This window comes from Citrobacter sp. Cm038, assembly GCF_030333105.1.
GTDB lineage: Bacteria > Pseudomonadota > Gammaproteobacteria > Enterobacterales > Enterobacteriaceae > Citrobacter > Citrobacter murliniae.
In genome coordinates this window covers 979,600-1,004,392 of sequence record NZ_JAOWGO010000016.1, presented here as the reverse complement: position 1 = coordinate 1,004,392, position 24,793 = coordinate 979,600, and the positions used below count along the sequence as shown (strand labels likewise).

23 protein-coding genes are annotated in these 24,793 nt (G+C 49.4%); 8 read left to right on the top strand and 15 right to left on the bottom strand.

Features of this window, described 5'->3' with window-relative positions; all coding sequences use genetic code 11:
* Nucleotides 1-14: 14 nt before the first annotated feature.
* Both pptA and OGY01_RS07140 read right to left on the bottom strand, forming a co-directional pair.
* Entirely contained in the window at nucleotides 15-242 is a 228-nt protein-coding gene (gene pptA, locus OGY01_RS07145; protein ID WP_045443023.1) for a tautomerase PptA, read from the bottom strand.
* A 36-nt stretch (nucleotides 243-278) separates the two neighbouring features.
* Nucleotides 279-1,214, bottom strand: a complete 936-nt coding sequence (locus OGY01_RS07140) for a LacI family DNA-binding transcriptional regulator (RefSeq protein ID WP_045443026.1) — start codon at nucleotides 1,212-1,214, stop codon at nucleotides 279-281.
* Nucleotides 1,215-1,601: 387 nt separating this feature from the next.
* On the opposite strand from OGY01_RS07140, the gene OGY01_RS07135 reads away from it, so the two are divergent.
* Both OGY01_RS07135 and OGY01_RS07130 read left to right on the top strand, forming a co-directional pair.
* Complete coding sequence (locus OGY01_RS07135; RefSeq protein WP_045443029.1) at nucleotides 1,602-2,798, top strand: L-talarate/galactarate dehydratase; 1,197 nt, start codon at nucleotides 1,602-1,604, stop codon at nucleotides 2,796-2,798.
* A gap of 74 nt (nucleotides 2,799-2,872) precedes the next feature.
* Complete coding sequence (locus OGY01_RS07130) at nucleotides 2,873-4,183, top strand: MFS transporter (protein WP_045443032.1); 1,311 nt, start codon at nucleotides 2,873-2,875, stop codon at nucleotides 4,181-4,183.
* Between the two features lie 65 nt (nucleotides 4,184-4,248).
* Here OGY01_RS07130 and OGY01_RS07125 read toward each other — a convergent pair whose 3' ends face one another.
* The 7 genes from OGY01_RS07125 to OGY01_RS07100 are packed head-to-tail and all read right to left on the bottom strand — an operon-like array spanning nucleotide 4,249 to nucleotide 10,883.
* On the bottom strand, nucleotides 4,249-5,025 hold the full coding sequence (locus tag OGY01_RS07125) for an amino acid ABC transporter ATP-binding protein (protein WP_045443034.1): 777 nt from the start codon (nucleotides 5,023-5,025) through the stop codon (nucleotides 4,249-4,251).
* Nucleotides 5,009-5,935, bottom strand: a complete 927-nt coding sequence (locus OGY01_RS07120; RefSeq protein WP_225760936.1) for an amino acid ABC transporter permease — start codon at nucleotides 5,933-5,935, stop codon at nucleotides 5,009-5,011. Before OGY01_RS07120 ends, OGY01_RS07125 begins: the two co-directional genes overlap by 17 nt.
* Nucleotides 5,936-5,944: 9 nt before the next feature.
* Nucleotides 5,945-6,454, bottom strand: coding sequence for a GNAT family N-acetyltransferase (locus OGY01_RS07115; protein WP_045443040.1), 510 nt, complete (start codon nucleotides 6,452-6,454; stop codon nucleotides 5,945-5,947).
* 10 nt (nucleotides 6,455-6,464) lie between these two features.
* The gene (locus OGY01_RS23770; RefSeq protein ID WP_200010832.1) at nucleotides 6,465-7,397 is read right to left on the bottom strand and encodes an ABC transporter substrate-binding protein; all 933 of its coding nucleotides are present in this window, start codon (nucleotides 7,395-7,397) and stop codon (nucleotides 6,465-6,467) included.
* Between the two features lie 26 nt (nucleotides 7,398-7,423).
* Nucleotides 7,424-8,737, bottom strand: coding sequence for an LLM class flavin-dependent oxidoreductase (locus tag OGY01_RS23765; RefSeq protein WP_502873402.1), 1,314 nt, complete (start codon nucleotides 8,735-8,737; stop codon nucleotides 7,424-7,426).
* Nucleotides 8,738-8,763: 26 nt separating this feature from the next.
* Nucleotides 8,764-9,885, bottom strand: a complete 1,122-nt coding sequence (locus OGY01_RS07105) for an amidohydrolase (RefSeq protein WP_045443050.1) — start codon at nucleotides 9,883-9,885, stop codon at nucleotides 8,764-8,766.
* Complete coding sequence (locus OGY01_RS07100) at nucleotides 9,885-10,883, bottom strand: MsnO8 family LLM class oxidoreductase (protein ID WP_048221423.1); 999 nt, start codon at nucleotides 10,881-10,883, stop codon at nucleotides 9,885-9,887. Before OGY01_RS07100 ends, OGY01_RS07105 begins: the two co-directional genes overlap by 1 nt.
* A gap of 530 nt (nucleotides 10,884-11,413) precedes the next feature.
* On the opposite strand from OGY01_RS07100, the gene OGY01_RS07095 reads away from it, so the two are divergent.
* Together OGY01_RS07095 and ansP are read left to right on the top strand one after the other, a co-directional pair.
* The gene (locus OGY01_RS07095) at nucleotides 11,414-12,955 is read left to right on the top strand and encodes a methyl-accepting chemotaxis protein (protein ID WP_286492716.1); all 1,542 of its coding nucleotides are present in this window, start codon (nucleotides 11,414-11,416) and stop codon (nucleotides 12,953-12,955) included.
* A 304-nt stretch (nucleotides 12,956-13,259) separates the two neighbouring features.
* Nucleotides 13,260-14,702: an L-asparagine permease gene (ansP, locus tag OGY01_RS07090; protein ID WP_045443068.1), complete on the top strand. Its 1,443-nt coding sequence runs from the start codon at nucleotides 13,260-13,262 to the stop codon at nucleotides 14,700-14,702.
* Between the two features lie 47 nt (nucleotides 14,703-14,749).
* On the opposite strand, the gene OGY01_RS07085 is transcribed toward ansP, so the two are convergent.
* Nucleotides 14,750-14,971, bottom strand: a complete 222-nt coding sequence (locus OGY01_RS07085; protein WP_045443071.1) for a YgdI/YgdR family lipoprotein — start codon at nucleotides 14,969-14,971, stop codon at nucleotides 14,750-14,752.
* 136 nt (nucleotides 14,972-15,107) lie between these two features.
* A complete protein-coding gene (gene yncE, locus OGY01_RS07080) occupies nucleotides 15,108-16,169 on the bottom strand; it encodes a 7-bladed beta-propeller protein YncE (RefSeq protein WP_048221421.1) in 1,062 nt (353 codons plus the stop codon).
* An 845-nt stretch (nucleotides 16,170-17,014) separates the two neighbouring features.
* Between yncE and OGY01_RS07075 the strand changes: the two genes are divergently transcribed.
* Nucleotides 17,015-18,427: a hypothetical protein gene (locus OGY01_RS07075; RefSeq protein ID WP_286492714.1), complete on the top strand. Its 1,413-nt coding sequence runs from the start codon at nucleotides 17,015-17,017 to the stop codon at nucleotides 18,425-18,427.
* Between the two features lie 154 nt (nucleotides 18,428-18,581).
* On the opposite strand, the gene curA is transcribed toward OGY01_RS07075, so the two are convergent.
* Both curA and OGY01_RS07065 read right to left on the bottom strand, forming a co-directional pair.
* Nucleotides 18,582-19,616, bottom strand: coding sequence for an NADPH-dependent curcumin/dihydrocurcumin reductase (gene curA / locus OGY01_RS07070; RefSeq protein ID WP_045443080.1), 1,035 nt, complete (start codon nucleotides 19,614-19,616; stop codon nucleotides 18,582-18,584).
* 69 nt (nucleotides 19,617-19,685) lie between these two features.
* Complete coding sequence (locus OGY01_RS07065; protein WP_200010845.1) at nucleotides 19,686-20,261, bottom strand: helix-turn-helix domain-containing protein; 576 nt, start codon at nucleotides 20,259-20,261, stop codon at nucleotides 19,686-19,688.
* Nucleotides 20,262-20,298: 37 nt separating this feature from the next.
* Here OGY01_RS07065 and OGY01_RS07060 point away from each other — a divergent pair, with 37 nt between their 5' ends.
* Together OGY01_RS07060 and OGY01_RS07055 are read left to right on the top strand one after the other, a co-directional pair.
* A complete protein-coding gene (locus OGY01_RS07060; protein ID WP_045443085.1) occupies nucleotides 20,299-20,817 on the top strand; it encodes a GNAT family N-acetyltransferase in 519 nt (172 codons plus the stop codon).
* Nucleotides 20,814-21,263, top strand: coding sequence for a DMT family transporter (locus OGY01_RS07055; protein WP_048221419.1), 450 nt, complete (start codon nucleotides 20,814-20,816; stop codon nucleotides 21,261-21,263). The genes OGY01_RS07060 and OGY01_RS07055 overlap by 4 nt, the downstream gene beginning before the upstream one ends.
* 78 nt (nucleotides 21,264-21,341) lie before the next feature.
* Here OGY01_RS07055 and OGY01_RS07050 read toward each other — a convergent pair whose 3' ends face one another.
* Together OGY01_RS07050 and OGY01_RS07045 are read right to left on the bottom strand one after the other, a co-directional pair.
* Nucleotides 21,342-21,575: a YdcY family protein gene (locus tag OGY01_RS07050; RefSeq protein WP_048221418.1), complete on the bottom strand. Its 234-nt coding sequence runs from the start codon at nucleotides 21,573-21,575 to the stop codon at nucleotides 21,342-21,344.
* A gap of 17 nt (nucleotides 21,576-21,592) precedes the next feature.
* Nucleotides 21,593-23,191, bottom strand: coding sequence for an ABC transporter substrate-binding protein (locus OGY01_RS07045; protein ID WP_286492712.1), 1,599 nt, complete (start codon nucleotides 23,189-23,191; stop codon nucleotides 21,593-21,595).
* A 282-nt stretch (nucleotides 23,192-23,473) separates the two neighbouring features.
* Here OGY01_RS07045 and OGY01_RS07040 point away from each other — a divergent pair, with 282 nt between their 5' ends.
* Nucleotides 23,474-24,793: an SrfA family protein gene (locus OGY01_RS07040; protein WP_286492709.1), complete on the top strand. Its 1,320-nt coding sequence runs from the start codon at nucleotides 23,474-23,476 to the stop codon at nucleotides 24,791-24,793.

The window sequence follows — 24,793 nt, the reverse complement described above, 5'->3', positions numbered from 1 at the left end:
CCGCCCGTTTAATCTCACATACTGTAGCCCGGTTTTTTTATCAGCGTCGCCATCTGGGGCGCGATTTGCTCATCCCACACAATTTGCCATGCATCCGGCTCAATTTCATTGAGCGCCACGCTCACCGAGCTCTCTTTACTTTGCAGATGGCGAATGATGACCTCGGTTATATCCGCAGCCAGCGCGGATTTTTGTTCGTCATTCAGGTCGCGGGGAAAACATTTAATATCCACGTGCGGCATAGCAGGTTCCTTATTGTCTGTATTCGGGCAGGTATCTTATGCGGACTCTCGTTCTACCAGATGGAAGCCAACATCAATAATATCGTCATCACGCGCAATATTTTCAATACGGTCGGCAAGCAGCGAGGCGGCACGTTGTCCGATAGCGCGTCGGTCTACGCTGACTGTGGTAATCGAGGGCCGATTGCTGGCGGCAAAATCGAGATCGCCAAAACCAATCACCGCTAAATCTTGCGGGACCCTCAAACCACGGCTTTCTGCCTCCATGATAGCCCCCTGTGCGAGAGTGTCTGAACTACAGACAATGACGTCAAACTCACCCTCGGTAAAAAGCTGGGTCAGGCCACTACGACCAAGGGACAAAGAGGCCGGAAGCGGGACATCCACTTGCGGGACAGAGGAAATCTCATGTCGGCTCAGAACATCGCACAACCCTTGTTTACGCTGACCCGCCCGACGATCGGCCGTCCACAGTAAACCAGGACGACGATAGCCTTTCTTAATGATGTATTCCGCCACTGCCTGCCCCACTTTTTCGTGAGAGAACCCCACCAGCATGTCGACAGGCGTTGGCGTTAAATCCCAGATTTCCACCACCGGAATGGCAGCATTCAGGATCACTTTTTTCAGCTCAGCAGTATGATGGATCCCGGTGAGTACGATGCCATCAGGCCGACGTGATAACAGTGCAGCCACCAGTTCGGCTTCGGTTTGCTGTGTGTATCCGGCCACACACAACAATATGTGATAACCACGCTCAGCCAGTTCATCACTCAACGACTGGATAGTATCAACAAACATGTTGTTGTTTATTTGCGGCACCACCACAGCAATAAGTTTACTTCGACGTGACGCCAGCCCCCCTGCCAGAGCGTTAGGAATATAGCCCGTAGCGCGCACGGCAAGCATCACTTTTTCTACCGTTTTCGGCCGTACCAGTTGCGGGGTATTCAGTGCCCGACTCACCGTCATAGGAGACAACCCAGCGGTACGGGCAACATCTTCCAGCGTGGGTGCGCGCGAAGGTCTGGAGTTTTTCACTGTCGATGCCCTTGTAAAAATCGCCGATTAAGTTGTGCATTATTCATCATGAAATCGACCAATGCCAGCGGCCTTCTTTTTTACGCTGAGAAAACAGCGGCTTAGCATAGCTTCATCACTTAAAATGTTAACGCAATCATTTGTATTTGTGCATTTTCACACAAAGTATTGGAATGTGACATTACTTACAATAGCACGGCTTTTTATCTCTTGGTTTGTGATCAATTGTTCAAATCAAAAGCAATTCGCTGGCTTAATGATTGCGCCACCATTAAAAATGTTAGCGCAATCATTTATTCATCACCAGGAGAGAATAATATGTCTTTAAGTGCTAATTCCGACGCCGTGACCTACGCCAAAACGGTGAATACTAAAACCGCTGCTGAAACCGGCGATCGTATTGAGTGGGTTAAGCTATCTCTGGCATTTCTTCCGCTGGCAACGCCAGTCAGCGATGCAAAAGTGCTTACGGGTCGCCAGAAACCGTTAACTGAAGTGGCGATTATCATCGCGGAGATCCGCAGTCGTGATGGTTTCGAGGGCGTAGGATTCAGCTATTCCAAGCGTGCGGGTGGCCAGGGGATTTATGCCCACGCGAAAGAAATTGCCGATAACCTGCTGGGAGAAGATCCAAACGATATTGACAAGATCTACACCAAGTTACTGTGGGCAGGCGCTTCCGTAGGTCGTAGTGGAATGGCGGTACAGGCCATCTCCCCTATCGATATTGCTCTGTGGGATATGAAAGCCAAACGCGCAGGCCTGCCGCTGGCAAAACTGTTGGGCGCACACCGCGACTCCGTCCAGTGTTACAACACCTCTGGTGGATTCCTGCATACACCGCTGGATCAGGTGCTCAAAAACGTCGTTATCTCTCGTGAAAACGGTATTGGCGGTATCAAGCTGAAAGTCGGACAACCTAACTGTGCCGAGGATATTCGCCGTTTAACCGCAGTGCGTGAAGCACTGGGCGATGAATTCCCGCTGATGGTGGACGCGAATCAACAGTGGGATCGCGAAACGGCTATCCGCATGGGTCGTAAAATGGAACAATTCAATCTGATCTGGATTGAAGAGCCGCTGGATGCCTACGATGTAGAAGGTCACGCACAGCTTGCCGCCGCGCTTGATACCCCTATTGCCACCGGTGAAATGTTAACCAGCTTTCGCGAGCATGAACAGCTGATCCTCGGTAACGCCAGCGACTTTGTACAGCCAGATGCGCCACGTGTAGGCGGCATTTCACCCTTCCTCAAAATTATGGATCTGGCCGCCAAGCATGGCCGTAAGCTTGCCCCACACTTTGCAATGGAAGTTCATCTGCATCTGTCTGCCGCCTACCCGCTGGAGCCATGGCTGGAACATTTCGAATGGCTGAATCCGTTATTCAATGAACAACTTGAACTGCGCGATGGCCGTATGTGGGTTTCCGATCGTCATGGTCTGGGCTTCAGCATTAGCGAACAGGCGCGACGCTGGACGCAATTAACCTGCGAGTTTGGCAAACGCCCGTAACGTATCTGGCGGGAAATAAAAACCCGCCCTCTTCCCTACATATACGCTCTCAAACCTAATGACAGGAGTGGGTGATGAATACAATAATAAAGCGCACTAAAGTGCGTTACAGCATCCTGATATTTCTATTTCTTGCCACAGTATTTAATTATGCTGACCGTGCGACGTTATCCGTCGTCGCGCCAATTATGAGTAAGGAACTCGGGTTTGATCCCGAAGCCATGGGGCTGGCCTTCTCAGCCTTTGGTATTTCTTACGTTATTATGCAATTACCCGGCGGTTGGTTACTGGACCGTTACGGTTCCCGCCTGGTGTATGGATGTGCATTGATCGGCTGGTCAGTGGTGACCATGTTTCAGGGCACTATCTATCTCTATGCAAGTCCGCTTGTTGTACTGATTATCCTGCGTCTGATGATGGGAGCCATCGAAGCGCCTGCATTCCCGGCCAACAGTCGTTTAAGCGTGCAGTGGTTTCCCAATAGCGAGCGAGGTTTTGTCACATCGGTCTACCAGGCCGCACAATATATTTCGCTAGGTATTATTACGCCGCTGATGACCATTATTTTGCATAATCTGAGCTGGCATTTTGTCTTTTATTACATCGGGGCGATTGGCGTTATTCTTGGCATATTCTGGTTGGTTAAAGTCAAAGACCCTATGCACCATCCTAAAGTGAACCAACAGGAAATTGATTATATTCGTGCTGGCGGTGGCGAACCATCGTTGGGAAATAAAAAGGAACCGCAAAAAATCACCCTGGCGCAAATTAAAAGCGTCTGTGTCAACCGGATGATGATTGGCGTTTATATTGGTCAATTCTGTGTCACCTCGATAACCTGGTTTTTCCTGACCTGGTTCCCGACCTATCTGTATCAGGCTAAAGGGATGTCGATCCTCAAAGTGGGATTTATCGCCAGTATCCCTGCGATTGCCGGATTCATTGGTGGATTGCTGGGCGGGGTCTTCTCTGACTGGCTCTTGAAACGCGGCTACAGTCTGACTGTCGCCCGTAAGTTGCCGGTCATCTGCGGCATGTTACTCTCCTGCGTCATCGTTATCGCCAACTATACCTCTTCAGAATTTGTGGTTATCGCTGCAATGAGTCTGGCCTTTTTCGCCAAAGGCTTTGGCAATCTTGGCTGGTGCGTACTCAGCGATACCTCGCCAAAAGAGGTGTTGGGCATTGCCGGAGGTGTGTTCAATATGTGTGGCAATATGGCCAGTATTATTACCCCGCTGGTTATCGGCATTATTCTGTCTAATACCCAGTCATTTGATTACGCCATTCTGTACGTTGGTTCAATGGGACTGATTGGCCTGATTTCTTATCTGTTTATCGTAGGGCCGTTGGATCGCATAACGTTGGCACCATCTGCCGCTTAATTTAACCGTATGGCGATATTTCGCCCGCTGTTCCGGGATTTGCACTCCTGCGGAACAGCGTTTTTTTACGATAACACCTTCGACAAGAACTGCTGTGTTCGCGTATGACGAGGATGGTTCAGTACCTGCTCGCTGCTCCCTTGCTCCACGATTTTGCCATCGACCATAAACACGACCTGATCCGCCACTTCCCGGGCAAAACCAATTTCGTGGGTCACAACGACCAGTGTGGTTCCCGATTGCGCCAGTGCTTTAATCACATCAAGCACTTCGCCTACCAGCTCAGGATCAAGCGCAGAGGTTGGTTCGTCAAACAGCATTACACGTGGATTTAACGCCAGCGCGCGGGCAATAGCGATACGTTGCTGCTGCCCACCAGACAAGTGCCGAGACCAGGCATCGGCTTTATGACGCAGCCCAACCGCATCCAGTAATGTCAATGCCCTCTCAGTGGCGGCTTTACGCGACGCCAGCCCGTGCGCAATCGGCGCTTCAATCAGGTTTTCCAGCACGGTTAAGTGTGGGAACAAATTAAAGTTCTGGAAGACATAGCCGACGTTGATGCGCTGGCGCAGGATCTCCGCCTCTTTAAGTTCATACAACCTGTCGCCCTGTCGGCGGTAGCCAATATAGTCGCCATCAATCTGAATAAATCCCTCGTCGACGCGTTCGAGATGGTTAATTGCCCGCAATAGCGTTGATTTTCCCGACCCTGAAGGTCCGAGAATAACCGTTACCGTACCTGGAAGGATCTCAAGAGAAACATTATCCAGCGCTTTATGGCGCCCGAAGTATTTACTGACGCTGGTAATTGAAATATGACCATCAGGCGAGTGGGACATGGACAGCCTCCTGCGACGGGATTTGACGACTACGTTTAACCGCACGGCTCGCGCGAGTGGTATTTATTGCTGAACGTCGCTCGCTGCGTGCCAGTGCGCGCTCGACCAGATGTTGAATGAGCGACAGGACGCTGGTAATGACCAGATACCACACGGCCCCGACCATCAGCAGCGGGATCACTTCCTGCGTGCGGTTGTAGATCATCTGGATGGTATAAAACAGCTCCGGCATCGCCAGCACATAAACCATCGCAGTCCCCTTTGCCAGACTGATAATTTCATTGAATCCTGAGGGTAAAATGGTTCGCAATGCCTGTGGCAGGATGATTCGCAGTGTCCGACGCCAGGCTGGAAGTCCCAGTGCGGCGGCAGCTTCATACTGACCGTGATCAACCCCGAGAAAACCGCCACGGATAATTTCGGCGGTATAGGCACTTTGCACCAGCGTCAGGCCAACTACCGCGGTGGAAAACTGACCGAGTACATTGATGGTTTCAAAACTGCCCCACTGAACAGCGGTGAAGGGAATCCCAATCGTCAGCGTGTCGTACAGATAAGAGAAGTTGTACAGGATAATCAGCACCACGATCAGCGGCAACGATCGGAACAACCAGATATATCCCCATGCCAGTCCGTTCAATAGCCAGGACGATGAAAGTCTGGCCAGTGCCAGTAAACCACCAAAAAAAATGCTCAACAACGTGCCGATAAGCGTTAGCAATAACGTTTGCCCAAGGCCGGACAAAATGACCGGATCAAAAAACCAGCGGGCAAATACGCTCCATTCCCAACGGGGATTAAACGCCACCGACTGGATAATCACCGCCAGCACAAACAGAGCCACTATCGCGCCAGCGGTGCGCAGCGGATAACGCGCGGGTACGACTTTGATGGTTTCAGTCGTTTTCATTTTCTCTCCTCAGGCTATTTTTGCCTGACCTGCGATGGTCAACAGTTTGGTAAAGCGCAGTCGTCCATCGAATGGCGGTTGACTGTACTCTTCAGGATCGCGTGCAATATCGAATTGCGGATCGTAGCCCTGGCGTAAATAGAGCTGAACGGCTTCCGGCTGGCGAAACCCCGTCGTCAGGTAGATGCGGCTGTAGCCCGCGAGCAATGCCCTGCGTTCCAGCTCCTGCACAACTCGGCCCGCAAGCCCTTGCTTACGCAGGGTACTTTTGGTCCATATGCGCTTAATCTCTGCGGTATCAGCGTTGTAGGGTTTGTAAGCGCCGGTAGCGATAATTTCGCCGTCGCGTTCCAGCACCACAAAAATCCCCTGCGGTGCCAGATACCATTCGGTTAACTCCACTTCGGCATCACGGGAAAAATAGTCACCATAGCGTGAGGCATATTCGCCAAACAGACCGTTAAGGATCGGCTGCAGCTCCGCAGCTTCTGGCGACACCACGCGGAATTCATCGCTCATACAGGTCTCCTTAATCGCCTAAACCCGCCGGATTAATTTCGGATTGCGGGATACGTTCAACCCCTTCTCCCCAGCGGTTCAGCACTTTGTCATAGTCACCATTGCCAATCACACCGTTAAGCGCGGTTTGTACCGGCTGCACTAAACCGCTGTCTTTTTTCAGCGTTACCGCGATATGCGCCGCCTTCGGCCATCCTCCATCCACGCTGCCGACCAGTTGCGTTTTCCCGTTGAGAGCGGCTTTCCAGGCACCGATGACGTTAGGACCAAAATAGGCATCAGCACGGCCTGACTGCAGGGCCAGCGTCTGGGCGGCATCATCTTTGGTATACACCGGAGTAAACGGCTTTAATCCGTTCTTCAGGTTTTCTTCGTTCCACGCCAACAAAATGGCTTCCTGATTTGTGCCGGAACCGACAATAATGCGCAGACCTGCAATATCTTCTGCTTTCTCAATTTTTGTCAGCTGGCTGCCGGTTTTGACATAAAAACCGAGGGAATCTTTGCGATAGGTAGCAAAATCAAACTTCTCTTTGCGCGCCTTGGTCACGGTAATATTGCTGATTGCGGCATCATATTTGCCGGATGTCACGCCCAGCGGCCAGTCTTCCCACGACGTCGGCACGACGTTCAACTCCAGTCCCAGACTGTCGGCAACCAGGCGGGCAATATCGGCTTCACTGCCGATTAGCGTTTTATTGTCATCCGCAAAAACGGTCAGCGGCGGCTGACTCAGCCCGGCAATCGCCACGGTGAATTTGCCCGGTACAGCGAGGCGCAGGTTGGCGGGTAATTGCGCGATCGCCTGCGGGTTTTTCGCCGTATTGATAGGGGTTTTATTGGCTTCCAGGCTGACGCCAGTACCATTAATCGTGACGTCATTTGCCCAGACTGAGGCGCTGAAAGCCAGTGACAGCGCGAGAAGTAATGTTTTTTTCTGCATAGCGTTTTTTCTCTTATTGTGTGAGTTTATTGTGTGAATTGATTTGCCGGTGCCGCTAACCCCAGACTTTCGCGCAGGGTTGTGCCAGGGTATTCATAACGGAACAGGCCACGCGCCTGGAGCACCGGAATCACCTGCTCAACAAAGCGTGGGAAGGTATCCGGCGTTCCGCCCTGGATGATAAAACCGTCTGCCGCTTTCTCGTCGAACCACTGCTGTAAGCCATCTGCTACCTGTTCTGGCGTACCGCTAAAACGGGGACGAGGGCTGGCTGCCTCCAGCGCAACCTGCCGCAACGTTAGCCCGCGTTCCCGCGCATTACGCTTGATTTCATCGGTGGTGCTACGAAAGCTGTTTTGACCCAGATCGCCGATATCCGGGAATGGCGCATCCAGTGGATATTGTGCAAAATCGTGATGTTCAAAATAGCGACCCAGGTAATTCAGTGCGTCGGTAACAGAAACCAACGCGGCGGTGGTTTGATATTGCTGCTCAACATCCTGTTCACTGTCGCCAACAATAACGCTGACGCCCTGAAAAATATGCAACTCATCAGGACGACGCCCGGTGAGCGCTAATTGGTTTTTTACATCCTGATAAAATGCTTTGGCCTCGGTCAGTGAATCCTGATGGGTAAAAATAGCATCAGCATGCTGCGCTGCTAATTTTTTGCCATCTGCAGAAGCACCAGCCTGAAATATAATTGGGCGTCCCTGCGGTGTGCGGGCAATGTTTAACGGGCCGGCAACCTGAAAATAATCGCCGTGATGATTTAACGTGTGCAGTTTCTGCGGATTAAAAAATTCACCACTGGCTTTATTACGGATAAACGCGTCGTCTTCCCATGAGTCCCACAGACCTTTCACCACCTGCAAATATTCGTCAGCAATGCGGTAACGCTGGGCATGTTCAGGATGCTGTGCACGGGAATAGTTCTTTGCCGATCCTTCCAGTGGCGATGTCACCACGTTCCATCCGGCCCGCCCCTGGCTGAGGTGGTCGAGGCTGGCAAACTGGCGCGCGGTGGTAAAAGGCTCGCTGTATGATGTCGATACCGTCCCGACCAACCCAAGATTGCGGGTAATACTGGCCAGCGCAGATAATACCGTTAACGGTTCAAAGCGATTTAAAAAATGCGGAATAGATTTTTCATTAATATACAGCCCGTCAGCGACAAAAATAAAATCCAGTTTACCTTGCTCAGCAATTAACGCCGTTTCTTTAACGAATTCAAAATTAATACTGGCATCGGCCTGTGCAGCCGGATGACGCCATGCGGACATATTACCTGTCGCACCGTGCAGAATAGTACCCAGCCGTAGTTGCCGATTTTTAGCCATAGTAACCCCTTACCCAAAAGGTAAAATTAAAGATGTTCGAATGCCGTTTTTGCTAAATGGGCAAAATAATTCGCGGCGGGTTCAATTAATCGTTCGTCCGGATTAAATCCCGGATGGTGTAGTCCATATTCACTGGCGCTACCGATACTGACAAATGCGCCAGGCGTATTTTGTAGATAGACCGCAAAATCTTCGCCCCCCATATGGAGATCGGCTTTGTGCGTGGTATAGCCGGACTTTTTTGCCACGTTGGTGGCAATATCGGCCCAGTATGTGTCGTTGACCAACGCACTCGGTCCGGCATGCCAGATAACATCAATTTGTGCGCCAAAAGCGTGAGCAAATCCGGCGGCGATATCGCTCACTCGCTTTTTGACCTGCTGCTGAACTTCAGTGCGATGTGTCCTGAGCGTCCCTTCCAACTCGACAAATTCTGGCAGGACGTTCCACGTATTTCCGCCCTGAATCCGGGTCACGCTCAGTACCACTGAATCCAGCGTATTAACCTCCCGACTGGCAACGCTTTGCAATACCGTCACCAACTGGCTGGCGAGCAGAATGGCATCTTTACCTTCGTGTGGACGTGCGGCATGTGCGCCTTTACCCGTAACACGCAGCACAAAGCGATCAACGTTGGCGTAAAAAGCGCCGCCCCGAGTGGCAAACTCGCCTACCGGCAAGCCGGGTTCATTGTGCATGCCAAAAATTGCCGCCACGTTTTGCAGTGCTCCGGCACGGATCAACGTTTTCGCACCACCAAAATTTTCTTCCGCGGGTTGAAACAAAATGCGTACTCGCCCCGGCAAATGGAATTCCTGCTGCTTCAGCAATATTGCCGCACCGAGCATGACGCTGGTGTGGATGTCATGTCCGCAGGCATGCATCACGCCAGGTGTAAGCGAGCGAAACGGAACATCGGCATTTTCTTCTATCGGCAATGCGTCAATATCCGCTCGCAGGGCGATAACTTCTTCTCCCTGACCAATTTCTGCGACCAGACCCGTTTTCAGTTCAAACGGTAAAATAGTGACATCCGCACTGTGCAACCAGTCGCGAATACGGGCCGTCGTCGCCACCTCCTGGAGGGAAAGCTCCGGGTGCTGGTGCAGTTCGCGACGCCAGTTAATAAGCTGTGAGGCGAGCGACATCAGGCGACCTCCACGGCTGCATGGGCTTTTGCTAATAAACGCAAAGATGTCAGACGCGCATGACCTTCCGCCACCGGGGTATCGATAATGAACTCATCAATGCCGTAGTGCGTATGCAGGTCAGTGAGTTTTTCGACCACTTCCTGCGCAGTACCGTGCAACAACGCCTGCTCGCGTCGGGCAATTTTTCGCGGCGCGCTTCCCGCTTGTGCGGCAAAAGCCAGAGCCTGTTCTTCGCTGGCAACCGTGACGCGTTGGCCATCTTCCAGCTCCACGCCCCAGATCTGCACGTTTTCCGCCAGTTGCGCGGCGATCCCGGCACTGTTTGCCACTATCACCTGTACCGCAACAATCGTTGGGCGCGAGCTGTTGTTTTGCCAGTACGTCAGAACATCTCGCAGTAGTGCTTTGTCACCATTAAGATGTGCAGCGAAGATAAAGTTCCAGTCTGAGTCTGCCGCCAACTGCGCGCTTTGAACGCTGGCTCCCAGAACAAATCCTTCCGGGGGGGTGGGTGGAAGCGGTGTCGGGAACACCGTTTGCGCAGTTTCCTTACCGGTCAGCGACAACCAGCCATTAAGCTGAGAAAGCTGTTCGGCAAACGTTCCCTTTTCTGTCTGGTTGATGCCCTGCTGTAGCGCCTGTGTTGACAGCGGTAATCCTCCAGGCGCTTTCCCCACACCTAGGTCAACGCGACCCGGGGCCAGTGACGCCAGAAGATTGAAATTTTCTGCCACTTTATATGGACTGTAGTGCTGCAGCATGACCCCACCGGACCCCACGCGGATACGCTGTGTTTGCCCGAGGATCCACGCAATCACCAGTTCTGGCGACGGACTGGCGAGCTGCGGCGTATTGTGGTGTTCCGCTATCCAGAAGCGGTGATATCCCCACTCTTCTGCCAGTTGCGCCAGATGAAGCGTCCTGGCAAGGGCAATGGCGGCGGTTTCAGCTTCCCCTACGGGGCTTTTATCAAGAATGCTCAGGCGATATGACATGTTGCAGGCCCATGTTTGTTAACATGTCTTTATTATTAAATTATCAAATAACTATATAGAAACATTTAATTCACATTTGCTCAGCTAAAAAACAGATAACCACCCCTGTTCCCGGCATGGGTAAGATCGCTTCAGAATGGTTTGGTCATTCCTGCACAGGCGATGGCACGATTCAGAAAAAATGTCTTGTTTTTACTGACTACAAAATATAATAGGGTCTCTGTTGAGGGTGAAAATTCAGCGACATCATTGCTTATCAATTTTATTTTTGCGGAACTCGCCGGGGCCTAATTTAATTTAAGTCAGTTTAACTGACTTTTCAGGTTATGCATTTGTATTTATTGTTTCATATTTATGACAGAACACTAATCACCTGCATTAAAATTTTTATTTGAGATACTTTCGCAGAACTGATGATTAGTAGAGAATGCAGCGTTTCTTATTAAAATGGTTTAAAACGGCTTTTTAATATCCCCTGGTATTAATGCGGGGATCTTTGTATGAATTATACATAACATCATGGGGCTTTTATGAAAAGTAACACGCCCGTTACACAAATTGAGCACGAACTTAACGCTAAAGCGACGCTGCTTTCGACGACGGATAAAGAGAGCCATATTACCTATGCGAACTCCGCCTTTATCGATGCCAGTGGCTTTAACGAAAACCAGCTAATGGGCGAGCCGCATAATATTATTCGCCATCCCGATATGCCCCCTGCGGCCTTCGCTGACATGTGGTACACGTTACAGCAGGGGGATAGCTGGACAGGTATGGTGAAAAACCGCCGACAAAATGGCGATCATTACTGGGTCCGTGCAAACGTCACTCCCGTCTGGCACCATGAAAAATTAACCGGCTACATCTCAGTGCGCACAGTTCCTTCGCGAGAAGAAATAACGGCGAGTGAACAACTGTATGAAAAAATAAATAACCAGAAATTTAAAGGCTTTCGTCTTTTTAAAGGCATTGTTATTCGCCGTGGCGCAATGGCATGGGCCTCTATGTTTAAATGGCTGAGTATTAGTCAACGCGTCAATTATGCTCTAGTTATCGTTGCCCTGCTCTCTGTATTATTAATCTTTACCCCAGTGAACGCGTTTATTCAGGCAGGTGGAATGCTGACATTGTTTGTGTTATTTGGTATTTACCTTAAGTATCAAATTTGTCAGCCAGTTAATACTTTGCTTAGCCAAATGAAGAAAGTGGTCTCCGGACGTAAACCCGATAACTGCCATTTAAATCGTGTGGATGAAATCGGGATGTTGATGCGACTGGTTAATCAGTCCGGACTGAATCTGAATTCCCTGGTTGATGACGTCAGTATGCAGATAGCCGGTATTCGCTCTATTAGCCAGCGCGTGTCAAAAGAAGGCATTGCACTGCATACGCGTTCCGAAGAAACGTCTGCGGATCTGCAGCAAACAGCGGCCGCCATTGAAGAGATTGGCAGTGCGGTACAGCAAACCGCAGATACCGCAGCTCAAACCATGACAATGGCCGATAAGACCAGCGTTAATGCGACAGAAGGCGGCGATATCATGAAGCAAACTATCGCCATGATGCAGGCCATTTCACGCGACAATAGCCAGATCGTCGATATCATCGGCGTTATCGACAGTATTGCCTTCCAGACCAATATTCTTGCGCTTAATGCTGCCGTCGAGGCTGCGCGCGCCGGAGAGTCCGGACGCGGTTTTGCGGTGGTGGCGGCTGAAGTACGAAATCTGGCACAGCATTCTGCGTCTGCAGCCAAAGAGATCAAGTTGCTTATCGAGAAAAACGTCGCGAACGTTAACTCCGGCGTGAAAATGGTGGAACAGACGGAAACGCATCTGACAGGCATGATTGGCGACGTGTTACAGATGTCGATGATGATCAAAGACATTAGCCTGGCGACACGGGAACAAACTCAGGCGCTGGATCTGATTAATGATTCAATATCGCGCGTAGGTATCATGACCCATAATAATGCCGAAATGGTGGAGCGCGTGACCGACGCCACCGCTGATTTAACTCAGCGTTCGTCACGTTTACAACAGGCCGTCCAGGTCTTTGGCATATCCGCATAAAAGGTATGACGCTCATCATGGTGACAATCACGATGAGCGTATTTTTTATCCCCTCACAGTCCCCGTCCCTTAATTTTGCTGAATCGAGACCACAGCCCGTCAACTCAGGCCGCAGAAAAAAGCGCTTTCTGGCTGGTCAGGCTTTGCGTCACTTATCAATTGAATGTAGGATGCTCGGCCGACAGTTTTCTCCCTGTAACACAATGAAGGGTAACGCTGTTTTCGCCGCGAGCTGACTTTCGTATGGTCGCTGCAGGTGCGGCAAAAAGGATTTTGTGAATTTACCAGGCCAACAGGAAAAGTAATGAACACACACAACACGCAAGCCGCGGAACAACATGCGGCAAAACGACGCTGGTTGAATGCTCACGAAGAGGGGTATCACAAAGCGATGGGCAACCGGCAGGTACAAATGATCGCCATCGGTGGCGCCATCGGAACCGGGTTATTTTTAGGGGCGGGTGCACGCTTGCAAATGGCCGGTCCCGCTTTGGCGCTGGTCTATCTGGTATGCGGCATTTTTTCGTTCTTTATCCTTCGCGCACTCGGTGAACTGGTATTGCATCGCCCTTCCAGCGGTAGCTTTGTCTCCTACGCTCGTGAATTTCTGGGCGAAAAAGCAGCCTACGTGGCAGGCTGGATGTACTTCATCAACTGGGCAATGACCGGGATCGTCGATATTACTGCGGTGGCACTGTATATGCACTACTGGGGCGCTTTTGGCGACGTGCCACAGTGGGTGTTTGCCCTCGGCGCGCTGGCGATCGTCGGTACCATGAACATGATCGGCGTAAAATGGTTCGCGGAGATGGAGTTCTGGTTTGCGCTGGTGAAAGTATTGGCCATTGTCATTTTTCTGGTGGTCGGTACGGTTTTTTTAGGTACCGGAAAACCTCTGGATGGTAACACTACCGGCTTTCATCTGATCACCGACAATGGCGGCTTCTTCCCGCATGGTCTGTTGCCTGCTCTGGTGCTGGTGCAGGGCGTCGTCTTTGCTTTTGCCTCCATTGAACTGGTGGGTACAGCCGCCGGCGAATGCAAAGATCCGCAAACAATGGTACCAAAAGCGATTAATAGCGTTATCTGGCGAATTGGTCTGTTCTATGTCGGTTCGGTCGTCCTGCTGGTATTGCTGTTGCCCTGGAATGCTTATCAGGCAGGTCAAAGCCCGTTTGTCACTTTCTTCTCAAAGCTCGGCGTGCCGTATATCGGCAGCATTATGAATATTGTGGTGCTCACTGCGGCGCTCTCCAGTCTTAATTCCGGACTGTACTGCACAGGACGCATTTTACGTTCGATGTCGATGGGCGGTTCTGCACCTAAATTTATGGCTAAAATGAGCCGCCAACAGGTGCCCTGGGCCGGGATCCTCGCCACGCTGGTCGTGTATGTCGTAGGGGTTTTCCTTAACTATCTGGTACCTTCGCAGGTTTTCGAGATCGTGCTTAACTTCGCCTCGCTGGGCATCATTGCGTCATGGGGATTCATCGTAGTATGTCAGATGCGTTTGCGTCGGGCGATTAAAGAAGGTAAAGCGGCAGATGTCAGCTTCAAGTTGCCAGGCGCGCCGTTTACTTCGTGGTTAACGCTCTTGTTCCTGCTGACTGTGCTGGTGCTGATGGCATTTGATTATCCGAACGGTACCTGGACTATCGCGTCATTACCGTTGATTGCCATTCTGTTGGTTGCCGGGTGGTTTGGCGTGCGTAAGCGCGTGGCAGAAATCCACCGCACCGCACCGTAACATTTGCGGGGGAGATCGGATATCCGTCCTCCCCTTTTTTCTGGCGCTTAGTTAGCTTCAATTAACTGAGCAACATCATTGCTGTTAATTTCCCTCGCGTTCCCATCCTGATCGGTATAACTGGTCATCCCTGTGTCTTTATCCAGCTTCGGTTTACCCTGGGTAACAATGGTTTGTCCGCTTTTCGTCGTCATGACGTAATCAGTGGTACAGCCCGCCAGTGTAAACAACATCACACCCGCACAAAGGCAGATAAATGGCTTTTTCATGGTAATCCCGTGTTATTCAGTTAGCCGTAGAGGACGTAGTGTAAGTCCCTGATGTTTGTCAGGCCAGAGATGGGGTGTAACGAGGCGTATCGTGGGGTGTGGATAAATGACTGGAGGGGTTTCCCCCTCCGGGCAATTACAGCGCGATGCGAATAACATCATCCGGCTGAGTCGCTTCCTGCTCGCGTGAAGATTTCTGTTTCACGCTGACATACAAGGTTTTGCCATCACCTGAAAGCGCCAGGCTGTTCGGGAAGGTTGGGGTATCGAATGTTTTGACGACTTTGTAGCTTTTCGCGTCAATCACACTAACTTTACCTGCCTGACGGTGCGTCACGTAGACTTCGTTACGCGCCGGGTTGAACAGTACGGCCAGAGATTCCGGCGCGGCAACTTTAGCCAGCACGTTGCCGTTACGGGTGTCGATAACCAAAACTTCTGCCGCTTTAGAATCGGTGATAAACGCGCGGTTACCCGCCGTATCCAGGCTCAGGTTGATGAAGAAGTGCTCTTTCCCGTCATCAAGCAGCTTTTTACGGCTGAGAATTTTGTTATCTGCCGTATCGATGGTAATAAACTCGCCATCGGCATTGGTGGTGTACAAGCGTTTGGCCTTACTGTCGATAGCCAGACCGGTGCTCATTTTACCAGTGTTCTGAATTGTGGTTTTCAGTTTGATCGTTTCACCGTCCACAACCCAGATAGCGCTCTCTTTGCCTATTCCGCTAATGTACACCGTGTTGGTAGCATCATCAGCGACCAGTTCACGAGGCTGCAGCGGACGGACATCTTCAGAACGTTTACGATCGTCCAGAACCAGACGCCCTTTCACGTCGCCAGTTTTGGCGTCCAGCGCCGTTACCGCGCTGTTGACGGTGTTACCAAACCATAATGTCTGAGTGGCATTGTTGATCGTGGCACCGAACGGTTTGAGATCGTTATGAATAACCTGGGTCACTTCAAGCGTGACCGGATCAAGACGATAAACCACCCCGCCCTTATCCAGCTTGCGGCTCTGCGATGTGGCAACCCACAGCGCATTTTCTTGCTGGCTGTACGCCATTTCGTAGGCGCCTTTGCCCACGGCTTTGCGCAGCAGTTCTTCCGCAGCCTGCGTGCTAAATGACGATGCAACGAGCAGTGAACCTAACAGTAAAGAACCACGCAGACGCGGTGAAAACAGATGACGTAAAGACATGACGACTCCCTTTGATAAATTCGTATGTTACTGCTTCACATAGCCTCAATGAGCAAAATCATGGTCTTGCTCTTCTTAAGAATGAGAATAGTAATCATTATTTATCTCAAAGTGGAGTGTTAATTCACTTTTTGGCTACAACCTTCTTAATTTCTCCATGAATGATTGCAGGTTATGCTTTTATGAAACAGAGAACAATTTGCCAGGATACATGATGACGTTCACCTCATATCCACTGCTTCTCTACGTGTAATGGAGACTCATTGTCGCCTCCATTACTACTCTGGCTCCTAGCGCGGAAAATCATCGTTGCGCAATTCATTCGTCAGTGGCGGCCTAAACAATGGAGATTCATCTCTGGCATAGCGCATTTTGTACACGACGCATACGACCCTGTGTTAAATCCTGTCGGCTTTTGTTCTCAAGCGCGTATCACGCTGATTTTGACGGGCGCGTAAAATCGATCTCGATATTTTTAATATTGTTATCTTGCACAGGTAATACGATGAGTTCTCAGCAAATCTCGTCGAAAAATCAATGTATTAAATACAACCATCTTTACTGATTTTCTTTAGTTTCGCCGCATCTGTAAGCCGAATGTTGAAAGTGAAACAAAATTTATACAATCACAGTTAATGAGATGCGTAAGACGAATATGGAATGCTGTTACTGTAAGCAATTAGCTCATGAAATGAAGCTCATCATCATGATGAACACCTGTTCTAAAATTGAAATCACTATAAAATTTAAGATTTTTTGTTTTTTACCGCATTATATATTCATCGACAAATCCGACACTACCATAACAACATCAATGTAAAAATTTTAACATAAAAGGCTACAATATGAACGACCATGTTAATTTCCTTCTTTGTTTGCGAACTTTAATATTAAAACTCTATAAAAATAAAACCGACCTCGATGTCATAATTTTAAAAGAATATGTATTAAATAACTCAAAATATTTCACTGGCACACCTGAAACCATAAGATTTATTGATGAGCTATTCTATCTGTGTGAAGATTTTAAACGTGAAAATATAAAATCATTTTACATCATTTGCTATGATTTATATGTTTCTATTTTAGACAATACAATCATGGATATTTACTTTTTAGGTGAACAAGAAAGTTTCGTTGAATTTAAGAAGAAGATAAGCAAAAAAAATGTAAACTTTATATTCCATGATATAAAAACATATTCTTTTGATAAGAATGTTATCAAAAAAGAATTATCAGAGAGTAAGTTATCAATTTTTGCATATGATTATTCAGGAAGTACTGTTTTTTTAAAAGGCGGGATTGGAAAACCTTTTTCCTGTCATTTACATGAAAACGCAATAAAACCAAGAGAGTTGTCCATCTGGTATGATTTCCTTTCACATCAATACAATAGATTTATAGATCAAAAATTTAACACTGTCATTTTCGGTTCATCATATGCCTTCCATGCATTAACAGATATAAATTCAATACATTCGACAAGCCTTTCTATTCCAGGTCTGGATATAACAAACGCACACGATCTTTACTTTAAAACAAACACCATCAACCCTATAAACAAAACAATATTATGCTTTGGATTATATGATCTTTACAAGGAGATTAGTAAAGGGAAATCAATTGTCTATACATATGCAAAAGAAAGCATGAATAAATTCAATGATCGATACTATAACTCAAATAAAAAAACAGAAATAAGTGACTCAAATGATACATTAATGCATAAATTCAACACGGAATCTATAGATGTTTTCATTGAGAGTATCTACATTAATCAAAGGAACATTAGTGAATGTTCTTGTCATAGTACAGAAAGTATTGCAGAAAAACTATCAACAATGCAACGCGATATAAACACTGAAAAATTTCTAAATGCAGATAAACACTATCTTGACGGACTCGGTATTGTTGCACAACATAATAAATACAAAAAACATGCAGACTCTTTCAAGTTAAACTGTGAAAGAATCATGGATATTAAAAATGCAGCAGAAAATAATAAAAATCATGTTTACATGATAATACCTCCCGTATCAGTAGCCTATATAGAAAATCTTGATGAACAGATAAAAAATGAATGCAAACGTTTTTTCTCTTCCATAGAGTCAAAACATTTTCATATCTTTGATTTTTCTGCCGATAAAGACTTTAACTACACAGAGTTTACTGATGGCCATCATTTAAATATTAATGGAGCTATAAAATTTCGGGAAAAACTCTATTCTGCAGGAGTATTATCGAATAGAGAGTTATAAACATCCAGGATACCCCTAGTTAAGTACGCAGAAACAGGGGCATTATACCTGACAATATAGCCAGCACGAGAGGCTGGATTTAGGGCGCCTATAACTCGTTCCAGCAGAGGCAATATTTTCAATGCCGTAGGCGCCCAATCACCTACCTTAAGTATCATTCATCAGCAAGGCGAATTACGACTTTGCCAAAGTTTTTCCCTGTGAGCAGGCCAATAAACGTTTCCGGCGCATTTTCCAGACCGTCGGTTATTTGTTCACGATACTGGATCTTGCCTTCTTTAACCCACCGCCCCATCTCTTGCTGAAATTCATGAATACGATGGCCATAATCCTGACTAATGATAAAACCCTGCATCCGAATACGTTTTTTCAATATTGTTGCCATCAACAGCGGTAACCTGTCAGGACCAGTCGGTAACGCCGTCGCGTTATACCCACTGATCAGGCCACAAACAGGGATTCGCGCTGAGGTATTGAGTAACGGCAGAACTGCGTCAAAAACTTTGCCACCCACGTTTTCATAATAAATGTCGATCCCCTGCGGACAAGCCTGCGCCAGCTGTTTTGCGAAATCCTGCGCATGGTGATCGAGACAAATATCAAACCCGAGGACTTCTGTCGCATGGCGACATTTCTCCGCTCCGCCAGCGACACCCACTACCCGACATCCTTTGAGCTTACCGATTTGCCCAACGGTTGCGCCAACAGGTCCGGTTGCCGCCGCAACCACCAGCGTTTCTCCGGCTTTAGGCTGTCCGATATCGAGCAGGCCCATATATGCCGTAAATCCCGGCATGCCGAGCAGGCCCAGCGCCCATGAAGGATGTTCAGGGTTGTCGCCTAATTTTACCAGTCCACTGCCATCGGAAATATCGAAGTCCTGCCAACCGCTGTAGCTCAGGACCCATTCCCCCGTTTTATAGTCAGGATGATTCGATGTGACCACCCGGCTTACGGTGCCTCCTACCATGACTGCACCAATCTCAACCGGAGGAGAGTACGACGGTTCCTCGCTCATGCGGCCACGCATGTAGGGATCAAGAGACAGAAAAACGTTGCGCAGTAAAACCTGCCCTGCACCAGGAGTCGCTACGGTATCCTCTTCAAGCCGGAAATTACCCGGTACTGGCGCACCATGCGGACGTGAAGCCAGTACCCAGCGGCGATTGCGTTGCATTTGTTGACCCATTGATGTTCTCCTCAGCTTTTGGCATGAATCCATCAATAGTAGTTCCCCTCCGGTGGAGATGCTTTCACATTAATTGCCTGCATGGTTTAACCGCACAACCAGGTAAACGCAGGATTGCGAGGTTTCATTGATAAAGCGGCAGTCATTCGGTGGACCGAGTTCCAGGCAATCACCCGCTTTCATTTCATGTCTCGTGTCTCCTTCCACAAACACTAACTCCCCCTGCTGCAACCAGATAAGCTGTCTGGCCTGCACATAGGAAGAGGCTGGCATCGGGATATCACTGCCGGCGGGCAATTCAATCTGCACCAGATCAATGGGCAGATCGCTTCGAGGGGAGACATGGCGGCGCAAATAGTGGCTTTGCGGATCGTGCCAGACAGGCTGATCGGCGAAACGCAGTAGTTTCCCCTCCTGCATTTCAGCACGCGCAATCAGCGTAGACATGCTGATGCCAAAAGCGCCGGACAGTCGTCCCAGTAGCGTTGCTGTTGGACTGCTTTCGCCACGCTCAATTTTATGGATCATCGCCCGCGACACGCCTGCGCGCTCAGCAAGCTCGGTCAGCGACCAGCCGCGAGATTCCCGCTCAACGCGAATTCTTGCACTGATCCGTTGATTTATACTGTCTTCAATAGTATTCATATCGTAATACTATAGTGAACAACGCCTGAGGTTCAACATGTCAATTCGATTCGCCAGCAAAGAAGACTGCACGGCCATTGCAGAAATCTATAATCACGCAGTACTCCATACGGCAGCTATCTGGAACGATCAGACGGTCGATGCCGAAAACCGGATCTCATGGTACGAAGCCCGACAGTTGATGGGATATCCAGTGCTGGTGAGTGAAGAGAATGGCGTGGTCACGGGGTATGCCTCCTTTGGCGACTGGCGTAATTTTGACGGATTCCGCCATACCGTCGAACACTCGGTGTATGTGCATCCGGATCATCAGGGAAAGGGTCTGGGACGGGCGCTACTCAGCAGGTTAATTGATGAAGCCCGCGCATGTGGCAAACACGTGATGGTGGCGGGAATTGAGTCACAGAACGAGGCATCTCTGCACCTGCACAGCACGCTAGGTTTTAAGCTGACCGCGCAAATGCCGCAGGTCGGAACCAAATTTGGTCGCTGGCTGGATTTGACTTTTATGCAACTACAACTGGACGATCGTAGCGAACCGGATGTGCGCGAATGAACCAGACGCTGACACTCTCCTTTCTGATTGCTGCAGGCATCGGTCTGGTGGTGCAAAACACCTTAATGGTGCGTATAACTCAGACCTCATCGACAATCCTTATCGCCATGTTGCTCAACTCGCTGGTGGGGATCGTGCTGTTTGTCAGCATTCTGTGGTTTAAACAAGGTGTGGCCGGATTTGGCGAGCTGGCCTCCAGTGTGCGCTGGTGGACGTTAATTCCCGGATTGCTGGGGTCTTTTTTTGTCTTCGCCAGTATTAGCGGATACCAGAACGTGGGCGCAGCCACCACCATTGCGGTACTGGTTGCCAGCCAGCTGATAGGCGGTCTGGTACTGGATATACTGCGCAGCCACGGCGTACCGCTACGTGCGCTGGTGGGGCCGGTTTGTGGTGCGGTGATGCTGGTAGTTGGCGCCTGGTTAGTGGCGAGACGTTCGTTTTAACTGCCGGATGGCACTACACCGTTCCGGCCTACAAATAACACGAAAATGCAGGCCGGAACCACTCTGTTCGTCAGGGTATCAAAGGATAGTACCGCCTTTGGTCAGTTGTTCACGACGAACTTCCATATCCTCTTTATATTGACGCCCATGGTGCGCGATAGCCGTTCGCAAACGCTGCTGCTGGGTGTAACGCTCTTCCCGGCTTAGCTCTGCATCATCGCTGAGCGCAATCAGCAGTTCATTCATATGCGTAATAACGCTCTCTCCAATGGCGGCGTCGACACGTGCGCTGACCTCATCCAGGTGCGACATACTTTCTCCTTAACACATTAATTTAGTTTTGCTTTTGAAAAATCACTGCCCATCAGACTCACGCTGTATCCGCTGACATTGCTGCGCGTAGCATAAAACGTCTTACCGTTTGCCAGCGCTATCCATGGTGCCTGCTGGTAGAATATCTCTTGCGATAGCTGGTAAAGCGCGGCGCGATCTTCCGGTTTGCTCACCAGTTTCGCCTTTTGAACCAGGGAATTATACTCTTTATCACACCAGCGCGCGGCGTTTGATCCGGTTTTAATACTGTTGCAACCCAACAGTACATCGGCAAAGTTATCAGGATCCCCGTTGTCAGACATCCAGCCAAACAGCGCGGTGTCATGCTCACCCTTGCGCATTCCAGACAGGTATTCTCCCCACTCGTAAGAAACGATTTTCGCCTTTACGCCGACTTTCGCCCAGTCGCTTTGGATCATCTCGGCGATACGACGGGAATTCGGGTTGTACGGACGTTGAACCGGCATTGACCACAGCGTCGCCTCAAAACCGCTCTCCAGCCCCGCCTGCTTCAGCAACGCTTTCGCTTTCTGCGGGTCGTAATCATAATCTTTCAAATCTTTATTGAAGCCCATCATATTCGGTGGGATTGGTGATTTTGCCACCGTGCCAGAACCTAAAAAGACGGCATTGATAATCGCTTTTTTATCGGTAGCGTAGTTCAGCGCCTGACGAACCAGCACGTTATCAAACGGTTTTTTCTCGGTGTTAAACGCCAGATAACCGACGTTCAGCGCATCGACAGAATGCAGTGTCAGGTCGCTATTTTTCTTAATTTCCTCAAACTGCACTGGCGCAGGCGCGGGGATAATCTGGCATTCGTTGGTTTGCAGTTTTGCCAGTCGCGTCTGTACGTTTGGCGTAATCGAGAAGATCAGATGCTTCGTCGGCACCTCGCCATCCCAGTAGTTCGGGTTAGCCAGATAGCGGATTTGTGAATCCTGCTTGTACTGTTGCAGCACGTAAGGTCCGGTACCAATCGGCCAGTTATCGACGTTTTCCGGGGTGCCTTTTTTCAGCATTGCATCCGCATATTCAGCGGAAAGAATGGATGCGAAGTCCATCCCCCAGTCGGCCAGAAATGCCGCGTTTGGTTCATTCAGCACAAACTGGACATGGTAATCATCGACCTTCTTCACTTCTTTGATCAACTTGTCCAGCCCGACATCGTTGAAGTACTCATAGTTGCCCTGCGATACTTTGTGGTACGGATGATCGGCATCTTTCTGACGTAACACAGAAAAAACAACATCATCAGCATTGAAATCGCGGGTGGGTTTAAAGAATTTATTGCTGTTGAATTTTACGCCCTGACGCAGGGTAAAGGTGTACGTTTTACCGTCCGGTGAAATTGTCCAGTCGGTTGCCAGCGACGGTACAGGGGTATTTTTTACCGGATCAAAATTGATGAGCCGGTTGTACAGCACCTGCGAACTGGCCACAAACGATGGACCGGAACTGGCGATTTGCGGGTTAAATGATTCCGGCGACGCTTCAGAGCAGTAAATAATGGTGTCAGTACTGGCCGCGAATGCAGCGCCGGTTGGTAATACTGCACTGAGTGCCAGCGCGAGCAACGTTTTCCTTGCAGTCATGGTTATAAGCCTTCTTATTTTATTATTAACACGATTATCAGAGCATAGCTGACAAAAACTGACTAATAACAAATCACTATCAGGTTATTCTAATCCGGTGTATTTCGCTGATTAATTCGACAGCACAGGTGGAATAATTTCCGTTAAGTCTTTTTCAGGACGTCAAGATTTTTCCCAATACTCTATGCCATGAAAATTCGCCCCTTTTTGCCTCTCTTCTGACGTTTGCTTGTTTTCATAACCCGTAAAGTAGATGTGTGAAGAAGTCTAAGGGATAACAACGTGGCAAAAACTCTCTTGCGCAGCGGCAATTTGGATGACTATCAGGCCGTGGGCGGCGGCGGTCAGGCCGTTTTTGATTCAGCATTGCAAATTCGTGAAACGCTTCGTTTGCGTAAACAGCAGGCGATGGCGGATTGTCTGGCAATTCCACAAATTAACGACAACGGCGATCGGGTTGACTGGTATTCCCCGATCGAGGGAAAAGCTGTCGCGTGGAAAGCCGCGGATGAAGACACACGTTTGCGGGCAATGCGTTATCTGGGAAGCACCCTGGAAAATGCGGCGGCCCTGAGTCGCAAAAGCCTGCAATCGGGTAAAACCGCACTGCAACTGTTTGGTTCACTGCTCGAAAAAGCGATTCAATTTCCGGGAGAGAACCACGTTTTTCTGGTTGATGGTAAGCCTGTCATTACGTTCTGGGGCTTCGTCAATCTAAACGAAAATACCCGTGATGATGTGCTCGATTGCCTGCGAGTCAGCGATGTTCCCCCGGTCGTGCCTGCCCCGGAGCCAGAGGCTGAAGAAGATGTCACGCCGGAAATCACCTTTGCCGAGGCCGATGCACCGTTGCTGACGCCGGTCGTTGAATTGCCTGAACCTGCCGAACCAGAACCGCAAGCTCCGATCATCATTAGCGAACCCAAGGTTACACCGCCAACTGCACAAATACAGAGTAAGTCGACACGCCGTCTGCCGTTGTGGAGCCTTCCCGTTGCTGCGGTGATTGTCGCTGCCATAGCCGCTCCACTGTTGTGGAAGCAACAAGCTCCAGCACCATCTGTAGCGGCTGTTGAGACACCTGTTGAGGTCGCAAGAGTTGACAGTAAACCGTTGCCAGAACTGAGATCGGTGTTGCCGTTGCATCGGGCGGAAGTCACTCCAGCAGCCAAAAAAGAAAAGCCCGTTGACGGTCCCGTTGTTATTGCCGCCATCCCGAAAGATGCGTTGGTCATGGACGCCAACCAGATGAAAGCGGGTACCACACGTTTCCTCAACGGAAACTGGCGCGTAATGGTCGATGTTAAAGATCCGGTCAGCGGCAAAGCGCCATCACTGCGTTATCAGATCCAGACTAATAAAGGCACTGCACGGGTTGTCCATGGCGACAATATTGTGTGTCGTGCAGAGATTTTCTCTGGCCTGCACCAGTCGGGCGAATTAATGATTAAGAGTCGCGGGAATGCACGATGCACTGACGGCTCGCGTTATCCGATGCCTGAAATCACCTGTAAAGCGGGAACCAACGATGTTGCGGCCTGTACCGCGCGTTATGACGATCACGCTGAGATCCCACTGACTATCAAAAAAATAGGTGCCTGA